Genomic DNA, 12,937 nt, shown 5'->3' on the forward strand with positions numbered 1-12,937 from the left:
CAAGTGTGTAGCGGTTATCCATGAAAACCCCCGTTTGGTTCCCCCAGAGTTTCTTCTCCCGCACCCTTTGGCTGGTGCTGATCGTCGTGCTGTTTTCCAAGGCGCTGACCCTGGTTTATCTGTTGATGAACGAAGACGTGCTGGTGGACCGCCAATACAGCCACGGCGTCGCCCTGACGCTACGCGCCTATTGGGCGGCCGATGAAGAAAACCGCACGAAGATTGCCGATGCCGCGACCCTGATCCGGGTAGTGGGCGCTGGCGTGCCGGAAGGTGAGCAACACTGGCCTTACAGCGAGATCTATCAGCGGCAGATGCAGGCGGAGCTGGGTGCCGACACCGAAGTCCGATTGCGAATGCATTCGCCGCCAGCCCTGTGGGTTCGGGCTCCAAGCCTGGGTGACGGCTGGCTGAAAGTGCCGCTTTACCCGCATCCGTTGCGCGGCCAGAAAATCTGGAACGTGCTCGGCTGGTTCCTCGCCATCGGTCTGCTGTCCACCGCCTCGGCGTGGATCTTCGTCAGCCAGCTCAATCAGCCATTGAAACGTCTGGTCTATGCCGCGAGGCAACTCGGCCAGGGCCGCAGTGTGCGCCTGCCGATCAGCGACACGCCGAGTGAAATGACCGAGGTCTATCGCGCCTTCAACCAGATGGCGGAAGACGTCGAACAGGCGGGGCGTGAGCGCGAACTGATGCTCGCCGGGGTGTCCCACGACCTGCGCACACCGTTGACCCGGTTACGGCTATCTCTGGAGTTGATGGGCGACCACAGCGACCTGACGGATGACATGGTGCGCGACATCGAAGACATGGACGCGATTCTCGACCAGTTCCTGGCGTTCATTCGCGATGGTCGCGACGAGTCGGTAGAAGAGGTGGACCTGAGCGATCTGGTGCGCGAAGTCGCAGCGCCCTACAACCAGAACGAAGAGAAAGTGCGCCTGCGCCTGGAGCCGATTCAGCCGTTTCCGTTGCGACGGGTGTCGATGAAGCGGTTGCTCAACAATTTGATCGGCAACGCGTTGCATCACGCCGGCAGTGGCGTCGAAGTCGCGGCGTATGTGTCCGGGGACACTGCTGCGCCGTACGTGGTGCTGAGTGTGATGGATCGTGGGGCGGGGATTGATCCGTCGGAGCTGGAGGCGATCTTTAACCCGTTCACCCGTGGCGACCGTGCCCGAGGTGGTAAAGGCACCGGGTTGGGGTTGGCGATCGTGAAGCGGATTGCTTCGATGCATGGCGGGAATGTAGAGCTGCGCAATCGGTCTGGTGGCGGGCTGGAAGCGCGGGTGCGATTGCCGCTTGGGTTGATGCTGCCGCGGGATGCGGTTTAAGAGATCAGCATTGTCGTTGGGGCTCAAGGCCTCTTCGCGAGCAAGCCCGCTCCCACAGTAGATCGTGTCAGACACTGATATTGTGTTCGCCACAGATCAGATGTGGGAGCGGGCTTGCTCGCGAAGGCGGCCTGCCCGTCACCACAAAAGCCGGCTTTTGTACCCTTAACCCTTGCCTTTGGTGCGCGTCATATTCGGCCCACCATTTTTCTCAAGATGCTCAATGATGATCCCCGCCACGTTCTTGCTGGTGGTGGTTTCAATCCCTTCCAACCCCGGCGATGAATTCACTTCCATCACCAGCGGCCCGTGATTGGAACGAAGGATATCCACACCCGCCACCGCCAACCCCATGACCTTCGCCGCACGCAATGCCGTCATGCGTTCTTCCGGCGTTATCTTGATCAGGCTGGCAGTGCCACCCCGATGCAGGTTGGAGCGAAACTCCCCAGGCTTGGCCTGGCGCTTCATCGCCGCGATCACCTTGTCGCCCACCACGAAGCAGCGAATGTCCGCCCCGCCGGCTTCCTTGATGTATTCCTGAACCATGATGTTTTGCTTCAGGCCCATGAACGCCTCGATCACCGACTCCGCCGCCGTCGCCGTTTCACACATCACCACGCCGATGCCCTGAGTACCTTCCAGCACCTTGATCACCAGCGGCGCGCCGTTGACCATCTCGATCAAGTCGGGAATGTCGTCCGGGGAGTGCGCAAAACCAGTGACCGGCAAACCGATCCCTCTGCGTGACAGCAATTGCAGGGACCGCAGTTTGTCCCGCGAGCGGGCGATGGCCACCGATTCATTGAGCGGGAACACGCCCATCATTTCGAACTGGCGCAACACCGCGCAGCCATAAAACGTCACCGACGCGCCAATCCGCGGGATCACCGCATCGAAACCCTCCAACGGCTTGCCGCGGTAGTGGATCTGCGGCTTGTGGCTGGCGATGTTCATGTAGGCGCGCAGGGTGTCGATCACCACCATTTCATGGCCACGTTCGGTACCGGCTTCGACCAGACGACGAGTGGAATACAGACGCGGGTTCCGCGACAGCACAGCGATCTTCATGCAACACCTGTGGAGGAGGTAGATACCGGGAACACCGGCTTGTCTTGTACGTACTTAATGCCTGGATTGACCACCAACTGGCCGTCGATCAAGGCTTTTGAACCGAGTAACAGGCGATAACGCATGGACTTGCGGCAGGCGAGAGTGAACTCGACCCGCCAGACCCGATCACCGAGGGCCAGGGTGGTGCTGACCACGTAACGCATCTGCGCGTGGCCGTTGGAGCTTTTGATGGTCTTCATCGTCACCAGGGGGGCTTCGCAGCGCCGGTGACGCAGTTGCACCACCGTGCCCAAGTGAGCAGTAAAGCGCACCCACTGTTCCCCGTCGCGCTCGAACGGTTCGATATCGGTGGCATGCAGGCTGGAGGTGCTGGCGCCGGTGTCGATTTTTGCGCGCAGGCCCGCGACTCCCAAATCCGGGAGCGCCACCCACTCGCGCAGACCGACAACGGTCAAATGGTCAAATGTCTTCAATAGGAAAAACCGGCGATTAACGCGTCCAGGTCCCAGGTGTTACCTGGGCCAACGCTTTGAATGCGGGCTTGGCGAACCAGTAACCCTGCATCAGAAAAATTCCACAGTCCGCCAGGAAATCCCGTTCTCCGGCGCTTTCGATCCCTTCGGCAATGACTGTAACGTTCAGCTCCGCACAGATTGTGACAATCCCTCGAACGATAGCCTGACGAGCACGATCACGGTCGACATCGCGGATCAGTGCCATGTCGAGTTTGATCAGGTCCGGTTGGAAATCAGCGAGCAGATTGAGCCCCGAGTAGCCCGCGCCGAAATCGTCGATGGCGGTCTTGAAGCCGAATTCGCGGTATTCACGCAGAATATTGGTCAAATGGCGATAGTTATCTACGTGCTGGCTTTCCAGGGTTTCGAAAATCAACCGGTCGATGGGGAAGTTGTGTTTTTTCGCGGCTTCCAGCGTGCTGCGAATACACAGTTCCGGGCGGTACACGGCGTTGGGCATGAAGTTGATCGACAGGAGTGTCTGCATCCCTAGATTCGCCGCCCCTTCAATGGCTCGCGTCCGGCAGAGCTGGTCGAAACGGTATCGGTTGTCCTCGGTGATCTGATTGAGCACCGACAGCGCACCTTCACCGGCCAGGCCCCGTACCAATGCTTCGTGGGCAAAAATCGACTGGTCTCGCAAATCGACGATCGGTTGGTAGGCGAAGGCAAAATCGAAGCCCAGTGGCTCGCTTTGCTGACAACCCTGGCACCCGCCCTGAGGCGAGGTCAATGAAGACGGAAATGTAGTCACTCGATCACTCCATGCCGGTGATCCGGCCAAGATCGCATTCTAGCTGGAGGGTCGAGTTATTGCGCCCGACAGAAACGGTAGTACAGTTCTGACTATTGGCTGAGAGAGGAATTCAAGTGGCACAAAAACAGGAAGAGGACGACAAAGTCCGTCTCGATAAATGGTTGTGGGCCGCGCGTTTTTATAAAACACGTGCCTTGGCCAAGGCGGCGATTGAAAGCGGCAAGGTGCATTGCCGGGGCGAGCGCTGCAAACCGGGTAAGGAACCGAGGATCGGCGATGAGTTTCAGATTCGCGCAGGGTTCGAGGAACGCACGGTGGTGGTTCAGGCGCTGTCGATCGTACGCCGTGGTGCGCCAGAGGCTCAGGCGCTCTACGCTGAAACCGACGCCAGCATCGCCAAGCGCGAGGCGGCTGCGGCCATGCGTAAGGCCGGTTCGCTGGGCGTGAGCACCGATGGCAAGCCGAGCAAGAAACAGCGACGGGATTTGTTCAAGTTTCGTGGAAGCAGTAACGACGAGTAAGACAATTGTTTCTGTGTTGCCTGTGAGGCAGCCTTCGTCGGATCGCCGCCCGGAGCAAGCCCGCTCCCACAGGTATTGCGCAGTCCTTGTGGGAGCGAGCTTGCTCGCCAGGCGTGCCTGACTATCAGGCGCTACGCACCACCCACCACCGCATCGACGGGACGCAGACTTGCAATTGCTTAAACGTGTAGCCATATCGGGTTAATCGCCAGCAGCGCGTTGGATGGGTGAAAGCGCCACTCGTCGAAAACCACACGCAGCCTCTGACCCGTAGGCCATAACCAGAAGGCCAGCAGCGCCAGAGGTAAGGAATTGCATAAAGCCATCCGGCGAAGGTTCCACCTTGCTTGGAACAAACCCGGATTGTTCATAAAATGCCTCCCATGGCTGAACATTGCGCACCAAAATGGTGCCGAAGAGGCGCAATTTCTCGCTGTTTGAAATCATTTTGTCATTACTTCAGATACCCAGACCTATGACCGATTTACCGGATACCGACTACACCCAACGCTTCATCTTCGATGACAGCGACACCCGCGGCGAGCTGGTTGCGTTGGAGCGTAGCTACGCCGAAGTCCTCGCTAAACACCCGTACCCGGAGCCGGTTGCACAACTGCTCGGCGAGCTGATGGCGGCGGCGTCGTTGTTGGTCGGCACCTTGAAGTTCGATGGCTTGCTGATTCTCCAGGCCCGTTCCGAAGGTCCGATCCCGCTGCTGATGATCGAGTGCTCCAGCGAGCGCGAAATCCGTGGCCTGGCCCGATACGAGGCCGACCAGATCGCGCCGGATGCGACCCTCGCCGACCTGATGCCCAACGGCGTATTGGCGCTGACCGTCGACCCGACCCACGGCCAGCGTTACCAGGGCATCGTCGACCTCGATGGCGAAACCCTGTCGGAGTGCTTCACTAACTACTTCGTGATGTCCCAACAAGTCGGTACGCGTTTCTGGTTGTACGCCGATGGTCGTCGCGCCCGTGGCCTGTTGTTGCAGCAGCTGCCTGCTGATCGATTGAAAGATGAAGAAGAACGCGCCGCCAGCTGGCAGCACATCACCGCGCTGGGCAGCACCCTGACCGCCGATGAATTGCTGAGCCTGGATAACGAAACCATTCTCCATCGCCTCTACCACGAAGAGCAGGTTCGACTGTTCGATGTGCAGAAACTGCGCTTCCGTTGCAGCTGCTCGCGCGAACGTTCTGCCAATGCGCTGGTCAGTTTGGGTCTGGAAGATGCCCAGTCGCTCGTGATCGAACATGGCGGCAACATTGAGATTGATTGCCAGTTTTGCAATGAGCGCTACCTGTTCGACGCCGCCGATATCGCTCAATTATTCGCAGGTGCGGGTGTTGATACGCCGTCAGATACCCGGCACTAAAACGGTTCAGCGCAGGTAAATTCACTGCTTAACGCCGGAATAACGCCGTTACGACGGGAGGGCCCTACTATTTTTGGGCTTTTCTGGCATAATCCGGCCCACTTTTTGTCGCGGTAGTAGTGCACGACTTTCTACTACAAAACGTTTGGAGCACACTCGGCCACTGGCCGACGGGGAATCTCATGACGCAAGCCAATAACGCCGTGTACACCGATCTGAGTGTTGATGATCTGGTAAAAGAAGCTCTGAGTCGCGGTGAGGGCGAGCTTGCCGATACCGGCGCGCTGACTGTTCGCACCGGTCACCGCACCGGCCGCTCACCAGTCGATCGTTTCATCGTTGACGAGCCGTCCACTTCGGCTTCCATCGCCTGGGGCCCGATCAACCGCAAGTTCCCGGCCGACAAGTTCGATGCCCTGTGGGACCGCGTTGAAGCGTTCAACAACGCACAAGAGCATTTCGTTTCCCACGTGCATGTAGGTGCGTCTGAAGACCACTACCTGGCCGTGAAGATGACCACCCAGACTGCCTGGCAGAACCTGTTCGGCCGTTGCCTGTTCATCAACCCGGAAAAATACAACCCGGCTGGCCGTGATGAGTGGCAAGTGCTCAACGTTGCCAACTTCGAGTGCGTGCCAGAGCGTGACGGCACCAACTCCGACGGTTGCGTGATCCTCAACTTCGCTCAGAAGAAAGTGCTGATCGCCGGCATGCGTTACGCCGGTGAAATGAAGAAAGCCATGTTCTCGGTGCAGAACTTCCTGCTGCCGGCTGCCGACGTGCTGCCAATGCACTGCGCCGCCAACATCGGCGAAGCGGGCGACGTGACCCTGTTCTTCGGTCTGTCCGGCACCGGCAAAACCACCCTGTCCGCCGATGAAAGCCGTTACCTGATCGGTGACGACGAGCACGGTTGGGGTGAAGGCGTTGTCTTCAACATCGAAGGCGGCTGCTACGCCAAGTGCATCGACCTGTCCGAGAAGAACGAGCCGGTCATCTGGAAAGCCATCAAGCACGGCGCAGTCCTGGAAAACGTCGTTATCGACGACGCCAAGCACGCCGACTACACCGATGTCAGCCTGACCCAGAACAGCCGCGCCGCCTACCCGCTGGAGCACGTCGCCAAGCGTTCTGAGAAAAACCTCGGTGGCGAGCCAAACGCTGTGATCTTCCTGACCTGCGACCTGACCGGCGTACTGCCGCCAGTGTCGATCCTCAGCGAAGAACAAGCGGCCTACCACTTCCTGTCCGGCTACACCGCACTGGTGGGCTCGACCGAAATGGGTTCCGGCAGCGGCATCAAGTCGACTTTCTCCACCTGCTTCGGCGCACCGTTCTTCCCGCGTCCGGCTGGCGAATACGCAGAACTGCTGATCAAGCGCATCCGCGGCTTCGGCTCCAAGGTCTACCTGGTCAACACCGGCTGGACCGGCGGCGGCTACGGCGTCGGCAAACGCTTCAACATCCCGACCACTCGCGGCGTGATCGCAGCGATCCAGAGCGGCGCGTTGATCGGTGCTGAAACCGAACACCTCGACACCATCAACCTCGACGTGCCGTTGGCTGTGCCGGGCGTTGAGACTGGACTGTTGAACCCACGTAATACCTGGGCTGACAAGGCTGCTTACGATGAAGCCGCTAAAGCACTGGCTGGGTTGTTTGTTGAGAACTTCAAGAAGTTTGAAGTGAGCGACGCGATCAAGGCTGCTGGACCTAAGCTGTAAGGCTTGGATTTAGCGAATAAAAAAGCCGCCCTTTGAGGGCGGCTTTTTTGTGCGTGCAATTCAGGCCGTCAGGGACACCTTAAGTGCCATTATTCCAGCCGAAAAGGCGCTAAACGACCAGAATAATGGCACTTACGCGTTCAGCTAGATTCCTTCCAATTCCTGTGTGTCCCACCGTTGCAACTTGATCGCTTGGTAAATCATTCCGATAGTCAGAGGGATCTTGTCGCCACGCCCCTTGGCCCGGCGCTTGAGGAATACGTCAAAGCCTTCGGGCTGGAAGTAGCGATAGGCGTCGTAATCGATGAAGTCGATGGCGAACTGTTCTTCCAGCGTCTCCATCAGGTGGCGCGCATCGGTGCCGTTGCAGCCAAAGTCGAAGTTAATCGAGGTGGTGAGGCTGATGGTTTTGCGTTCTGGCAGACCGAGCTCTTCGTGCAGCAGCTGCATGAGCAGATGCATGGTTTGGTCGTCGGGGAAGTCGGGGGCGAAGTTCATTGCGGAGTGTCCGATTGGGCTTGGGTGGAGCTTATTGATCGTCGGGCCCTGGGGGAAGGACCGACTAACTTGAGGCATTCCCACGCAGAGCGTGGGAACGATCTTCGCTCGGCGTCAGGTTGGTGCTTTCCAGCCCATCATGCGTTGTTGCGCGACTTTCAGCAGGTCGCAGCCGTCCTGAGTCAACAGGTAGAGGGCGTGGGTGATATGCGGGATGTCTTCCACATCGCCGTTTTTGAAGCATTGGCAATGTAGGGTTTTGAGTAGGTCGCCGGAAGCTCTGATTCGCTGGAGGGCAGCTTCGAGGATGTCCTGGGGGTTGGCCTCTGTGTCGATGATCAGGGGCGGGGAATCGGTGAGGTTTGTTTGGAGGGGGCGGTAGCGATCGGGGAACGGGTTCAATTTATTCATTTTATGTATTCTCAAATGCATCAGATGAAACCACCACCATCGTGACCAAGCGATGGAGGCGGACTGTGTTCGGGTTGGTCAGCCGGAGGAATACATAAGACCGGCACGCCATAAGGCGTCCCAAACACAGCCACCATATAGCGTGCAGACACTTGAGGTGCCGGCAGCATACAACGGACGCGTTTATGTATTCCATCGAGTGACCAAGCCCGAGACGCTGATTTGGCAGCGACAGCCCGACTATAGGTGTGAGCAGCCGGGCAGCGATAGACGACAAAGAGTCCCCGCATGTAGGAACGGGATGAACCTTGGCTAGGCCGTTTCTATAGGAGTTTTCGCGAGGAATTTCTCGTGCTTTTCTGCCATCCCGCGCCCTACCACCTCAACGAATATGCTGATACGAAGCAACATCCAGCAGGCCAGTAGTCAGCCCGGTCGCCGGCGCGTAGATCGTACCTTTCACTGCCGAGAACCTGACCCCATTACTACCCAACGAAACGTAACGCTCGCCCTGGTCCAGCTGGGTGAAATAGGTGTACGAACACTTTTCCATCGCTTTGTATTTCGCGGCGGTGCTGACCATGGTGTTGTGGTGGTTCTGCAGGTCGGCCGGGGTCAAGTTGAGGGTTTTGTTCAGCTGCACGCCCCAGCGCTTCAGGCACACTTCGGCAAAGTGGCGGACGATCAGGCCAGGTTCGGCCAGCACTTTAGGGCCGCCGACACCGTCTGCTGCGGCGTTGCCAACCAGCGTGCCATGGCGGCCGGGCATGGGATAAATGTGGGTTCGGGTACCGGTGACCGTTTGCGGGATGACACAGCTAAAGCCTTTGGAGCGCTCGTCTCGGGCGTAGAAGCCGACGTATTCTTTTACGTTGGCATTCAGTTTTACTTTGTCTTCCTGAAAGTTGCCGATGCCCGGTACTGGATCAATCGCAAAGATATTTACCGGGATGTTCTTCAGTGTGCTGTCCTTGAACATGGCATTGGCCAGCATATGACAACTAATACCGCCGCGGCTCCAGCCTACCAAGTTTACCTTGGTTGGAATAATGCCGTCCTTGCGAAACGTTTTAATGATTTGTTCTTGTAACTTCTGCTGGGTCACACTGCGGTCGCCGTAGTTATATTTACGCCACAGCCAGGAGCCTTCGACGATCACGTCTTCGATTGGAATGCCTGCAGCCTTCAGGCGGTTGTATTCGGTCTCGGTCAGTTTTTCACGCTGCCAGTCACACTGACCTTTGATGATGTTGATGGCGTGCTTTACGTTCTCCTCCCAGCCCTTGCCGAACAGCGTGCCGCTCAGGCCGTAGTCCTTGGATTTAGTGAACAGCTCATCAGCTTGCAGGTTGCTGGTGCCTGGGCCGTCAATGACGATCCATTCGGCAAACTCTCGGCCAGCATGATGGGAGGCCAGTGCCGAAACCAGTTCGCCATTCCAGTAAGTTGGGTTTTGGTTGTCGAATTTAGTCGAGCCGGTACCGCAAAAGAAAATAGTTAATGTAGTCATTGTTGTGCTCTTGTTTGGTTTAAGAGCGTGCAGACTAGTTTGAGTTATTTAAATAATGAAGTGGTTAGTTGTTACCGGGGTTGTAGTGTGTGTTTGAAGTTTTAGTGTTCTATTCTTTGTTTGGCAACTTCTAGTAGCTCGCAACCATCCTGCGTTAGTAAATAAAGCGCATTCACTATATGAGGGATGTCTTTAACGTCGGCCTGTTTGAAGCACAGACAATAAAGCGTTTCGAGCAAATCGCTGGCTGCGCGCAGGCGTTGGTGCGCTGCGTCGAGGACGGCACCGGTGCTGGCCGTGGTGTCGATGACGAGGACGGGTGTTTCGCTGTAGCTGGTTTTGAGTGGACGGTAGCGGTCTTGCATTTAGGTCAGTCCTGTAGGAAGTCGGGCAGTCTCGCCGGCAGGTCGACACCCTGTTTTCAGCCGCGCCGCAAACTATGAAGGTGGCGACGCAGCGCGGCAATACGGCCGCAATGGACAGGGTTTGTAGGGGTTTTTCCTGCCTTTTCGGACCGAACCTACGCGTTTCCCGAGGTTTTTTACGCCTAAACCCTTAGATGGCAAATTTCCTACGGGTTTGTCAGGCGCAACACATCAAGCCTCTGTATGGTGCGCGCCAGAATCAGTAGGACGTTTCGAAACGTCCGTCCAACGCTTAAAGGGAATTAGGTATGCAATGGCTACGTATGGCCTCGATTTTGTTGCTGTGGGCCGGGTTTTGTCGCGCGGCGAGTGCTGCTGATGCAGGTAGCTCGATGGTCCTGGCCAATATGGACCGCACTGGTTGGCCGGATGTGCTGACCAGTCAGGCGAGCATGGACACCGCTTTGCGCGCTGATTTGCGTCAGTTGGCGGCGGCGTTCACCGGCGAAATCAGTCCGGCCCATGCCATTTGGGCGAGCAAGAGCCAGGTGTTTCACGAGCAGGCATTGAATGAACAGCTGCGCGTGGCGGTGTTGGCGCCTTAGCCTCCTCTCCTGACTGATCTTCCCACGCACCCGCGTGGGAATGCCTCAAGGGACGCTCCGCGTCCAGTAACGCGAAGCGTCACGGGCTGCATTCCTTTGCGGCGCATGGGAACGATCGCCGACAACACGCTGTATCATCCCGTATCGTTTTGGTCCCCGACCTTTTCTCGACTCGCTGCGTTTGCCGGCTAGGCTTTGGGCTTCGCAGCGGTCAACGGAGTGACAGCTTATGCACAACACCCTGGAACAGGTTTTCGGTTATCCACAGTTTCGGCCCGGCCAGGAAGCGGCGGTCAGCGCGGTGTTGGCCGGGCGCTCGGCGGCGGCGATTTTCCCCACCGGCTCGGGTAAGTCCCTTTGTTATCAATTGCCGGCCTTGCTACTGCCGCACCTGACGCTGGTGGTCTCGCCACTGCTGGCGTTGATGCAGGATCAGTTGGCGTTCCTGCAGCGCCATGGCATTGCGGCGGGCAGTATCGATTCGGCCCAGAGCCGCGATGACGCCAGCGACGTGATGGCTCGGGCCAAGTCTGGCGAGCTGAAAATTTTGATGATCTCCGTGGAGCGCCTGAAGAACGAGCGTTTCCGCAATTTCTTGCAGCAGGTGCCGATCTCGTTGCTGGTGGTGGACGAGGCGCACTGCATCTCGGAATGGGGCCACAACTTTCGCCCCGACTACCTCAAGCTCCCCGACTATCAGCGCCAGTTCAACATCCCTCAGGCCTTGCTGCTGACCGCCACTGCGACCCCCAAAGTGATCGCGGACATGGAGGCAAAATTCGCCATCGCCCCTGAGGACGTGGTGACCACCGGTTTCTACCGGCCGAACCTCAATCTGTTGGTGGAGCCGGTGCGCGGTCAGGACAAGCGACGACGCCTTGTCGAATGGATGAGCCAGCGTCCCGACCAGCCGAGCATCGTCTACGTCACCCTGCAGAAAACCGCCGAGCATATCGCCGAACATCTGGCCCGCAACGGCATTCAGGCGGAGGCCTATCACGCCGGTCTGCCCCACGAACAACGCGAAGCAATCCAGCGCCGGTTCATGGGCGGGCAGTCCAATTGCATCGTTGCCACCATCGCGTTCGGCATGGGCATCGACAAGAGCGACATCCGCAACGTGGTGCATTTCGACCTGCCCAAATCCATCGAAAACTACAGCCAGGAAATCGGCCGTGCCGGGCGTGACGGGCAGCCGTCCGACTGCCTGGTATTGGCCAACCGCGACAGCCTCAACGTGCTGGAAAACTTCGTCTACGGCGATACGCCTGAGCTGGATGGCATCCGCTATGTGCTCGACGAGTTGCAAGCCGCCGCGCCCGAGGGGCAGTGGGAGTTTCTGTTGGGGCCGCTGGCCGATCAGAGCAACATCCGTCAGCTGCCGCTCAAGACTTTGCTGGTGCAGTTGGAACTGCGTGGAATCATTGCGCCGCGTTACGCCTATTACGCCGAATACCGTTTCAAGTATTTGCAGGAGCCGGAAGCTTTACTCGCCCGTTTCGAGGGTGAGCGCAAGGACTTCGTCGCGGCGATCATCCAGACCTCCAGTCGCGCACGGACCTGGGCCACGGTGAATTTCGATGCGCTGTATGAACAGCATCAGGCCGAACGCAATCGAGTGGTCAAGGCGCTGGATTATTTCCAGGAAAAGGGCTGGGTCGAGCTCGAAAGCAAACAGATGACCGAGGTCTACAGCCTGTTGCAAACGGATTTCAACAGCCAGGCCCTGAGCGCCGAGTTACACGCCTATTTCACCCGGCACGAGCGCACCGAGGTCGCGCGGATTCACGCCATGCTGGAACTGTTCGCCACCGACCATTGCCTGGGTTATCGCCTGGCCGAGTACTTCGGCGATGAAAACGCACCGCAGCAGTGCGGGCATTGTTCGGTGTGTCACGGGGATGTGGCGCGATTGCCCGCTCCACCGGAGTTGCCAGCGCTTGTGGATAAAAACTTCGAAGCGTTGTGCGGTGATTTTATCCACAGGCATGAGCAGCACACCGGCAACGCACCGTCGGCGGAGCGCGTGACACGGTTTTTGTGCGGGATCAGCGTGCCGCTGTTTACCAAGCTCAAGGCACGGTCGATTCCGGGGTTTGCAGCGCTGGAGGAATATCCGTATGCCGAAGTCCGGACGTGGGCCGAGGCACATTTGCCGGCGTAGATCCATCCGCTGAATGTTGCTCATCACAGGAATAAATTTCAAAAATGCGCGGCGCCTGACTATGGTGAAGGCTGTCTTTGG

The 12,937-nt window shown here is 58.0% G+C and carries 13 protein-coding genes and 1 pseudogene; 6 read left to right on the forward strand and 8 right to left on the reverse strand.

Annotated elements, in window-relative coordinates; translation table 11 throughout:
- The first annotated feature begins 20 nt into the window (after positions 1-20).
- A complete protein-coding gene (locus E3W21_RS10085) occupies positions 21-1,334 on the forward strand; it encodes an ATP-binding protein (protein WP_134419489.1) in 1,314 nt (437 codons plus the stop codon).
- Between the two features lie 165 nt (positions 1,335-1,499).
- Here the strand turns inward: E3W21_RS10085 and rimK are convergent, their stop codons facing one another.
- Genes rimK through E3W21_RS10100 form a run of 3 tightly spaced genes read right to left on the reverse strand, consistent with a single transcriptional unit; the run spans position 1,500 to position 3,677 of the window.
- Complete coding sequence (gene rimK / locus E3W21_RS10090) at positions 1,500-2,405, reverse strand: 30S ribosomal protein S6--L-glutamate ligase (protein WP_134419496.1); 906 nt, start codon at positions 2,403-2,405, stop codon at positions 1,500-1,502.
- On the reverse strand, positions 2,402-2,863 hold the full coding sequence (locus E3W21_RS10095; protein ID WP_176471525.1) for an ATP-dependent zinc protease: 462 nt from the start codon (positions 2,861-2,863) through the stop codon (positions 2,402-2,404). The genes rimK and E3W21_RS10095 overlap by 4 nt, the downstream gene beginning before the upstream one ends.
- Before the next feature lie 34 nt (positions 2,864-2,897).
- Positions 2,898-3,677 (reverse strand): EAL domain-containing protein, encoded by a 780-nt coding sequence (locus E3W21_RS10100; RefSeq protein WP_134419503.1) that lies wholly within the window; start codon positions 3,675-3,677, stop codon positions 2,898-2,900.
- Positions 3,678-3,793: 116 nt separating this feature from the next.
- Here E3W21_RS10100 and E3W21_RS10105 point away from each other — a divergent pair, with 116 nt between their 5' ends.
- On the forward strand, positions 3,794-4,201 hold the full coding sequence (locus E3W21_RS10105; protein ID WP_129439414.1) for an RNA-binding S4 domain-containing protein: 408 nt from the start codon (positions 3,794-3,796) through the stop codon (positions 4,199-4,201).
- Between the two features lie 182 nt (positions 4,202-4,383).
- On the opposite strand, the pseudogene E3W21_RS31735 reads toward E3W21_RS10105, so the two are convergent.
- A pseudogene (locus E3W21_RS31735) lies at positions 4,384-4,572 on the reverse strand (phosphoesterase); the annotation flags it as partial.
- A 104-nt stretch (positions 4,573-4,676) separates the two neighbouring features.
- Here E3W21_RS31735 and hslO point away from each other — a divergent pair.
- Both hslO and E3W21_RS10120 read left to right on the forward strand, forming a co-directional pair.
- Complete coding sequence (gene hslO / locus E3W21_RS10115; RefSeq protein ID WP_056745604.1) at positions 4,677-5,579, forward strand: Hsp33 family molecular chaperone HslO; 903 nt, start codon at positions 4,677-4,679, stop codon at positions 5,577-5,579.
- Between the two features lie 182 nt (positions 5,580-5,761).
- The gene (locus E3W21_RS10120) at positions 5,762-7,303 is read left to right on the forward strand and encodes a phosphoenolpyruvate carboxykinase (RefSeq protein ID WP_134419518.1); all 1,542 of its coding nucleotides are present in this window, start codon (positions 5,762-5,764) and stop codon (positions 7,301-7,303) included.
- Positions 7,304-7,447: 144 nt separating this feature from the next.
- Here E3W21_RS10120 and E3W21_RS10125 read toward each other — a convergent pair whose 3' ends face one another.
- From E3W21_RS10125 to E3W21_RS10140, 4 genes are all read right to left on the reverse strand, one after another.
- Complete coding sequence (locus tag E3W21_RS10125) at positions 7,448-7,801, reverse strand: DUF1493 family protein (RefSeq protein ID WP_129439408.1); 354 nt, start codon at positions 7,799-7,801, stop codon at positions 7,448-7,450.
- Positions 7,802-7,915: 114 nt separating this feature from the next.
- A complete protein-coding gene (locus E3W21_RS10130; protein WP_123367054.1) occupies positions 7,916-8,212 on the reverse strand; it encodes a hypothetical protein in 297 nt (98 codons plus the stop codon).
- 382 nt (positions 8,213-8,594) lie between these two features.
- Positions 8,595-9,722 carry a hypothetical protein gene (locus E3W21_RS10135; RefSeq protein ID WP_134419525.1) on the reverse strand — a complete coding sequence of 376 codons (1,128 nt, stop codon included), beginning with the start codon at positions 9,720-9,722 and terminating at the stop codon, positions 8,595-8,597.
- Between the two features lie 101 nt (positions 9,723-9,823).
- Positions 9,824-10,087: a hypothetical protein gene (locus E3W21_RS10140; RefSeq protein ID WP_129439404.1), complete on the reverse strand. Its 264-nt coding sequence runs from the start codon at positions 10,085-10,087 to the stop codon at positions 9,824-9,826.
- A gap of 308 nt (positions 10,088-10,395) precedes the next feature.
- Between E3W21_RS10140 and E3W21_RS10145 the strand changes: the two genes are divergently transcribed.
- The gene (locus tag E3W21_RS10145) at positions 10,396-10,692 is read left to right on the forward strand and encodes a hypothetical protein (RefSeq protein WP_134419532.1); all 297 of its coding nucleotides are present in this window, start codon (positions 10,396-10,398) and stop codon (positions 10,690-10,692) included.
- Positions 10,693-10,921: 229 nt separating this feature from the next.
- Positions 10,922-12,856, forward strand: a complete 1,935-nt coding sequence (locus E3W21_RS10150) for an ATP-dependent DNA helicase RecQ (protein WP_134419536.1) — start codon at positions 10,922-10,924, stop codon at positions 12,854-12,856.
- The last annotated feature ends 81 nt before the right edge of the window (positions 12,857-12,937 follow it).

Source organism: Pseudomonas sp. F01002 (assembly GCF_004402115.1).
In the GTDB taxonomy this organism is placed as follows: Bacteria; Pseudomonadota; Gammaproteobacteria; order Pseudomonadales; family Pseudomonadaceae; genus Aquipseudomonas; species Aquipseudomonas frigoris.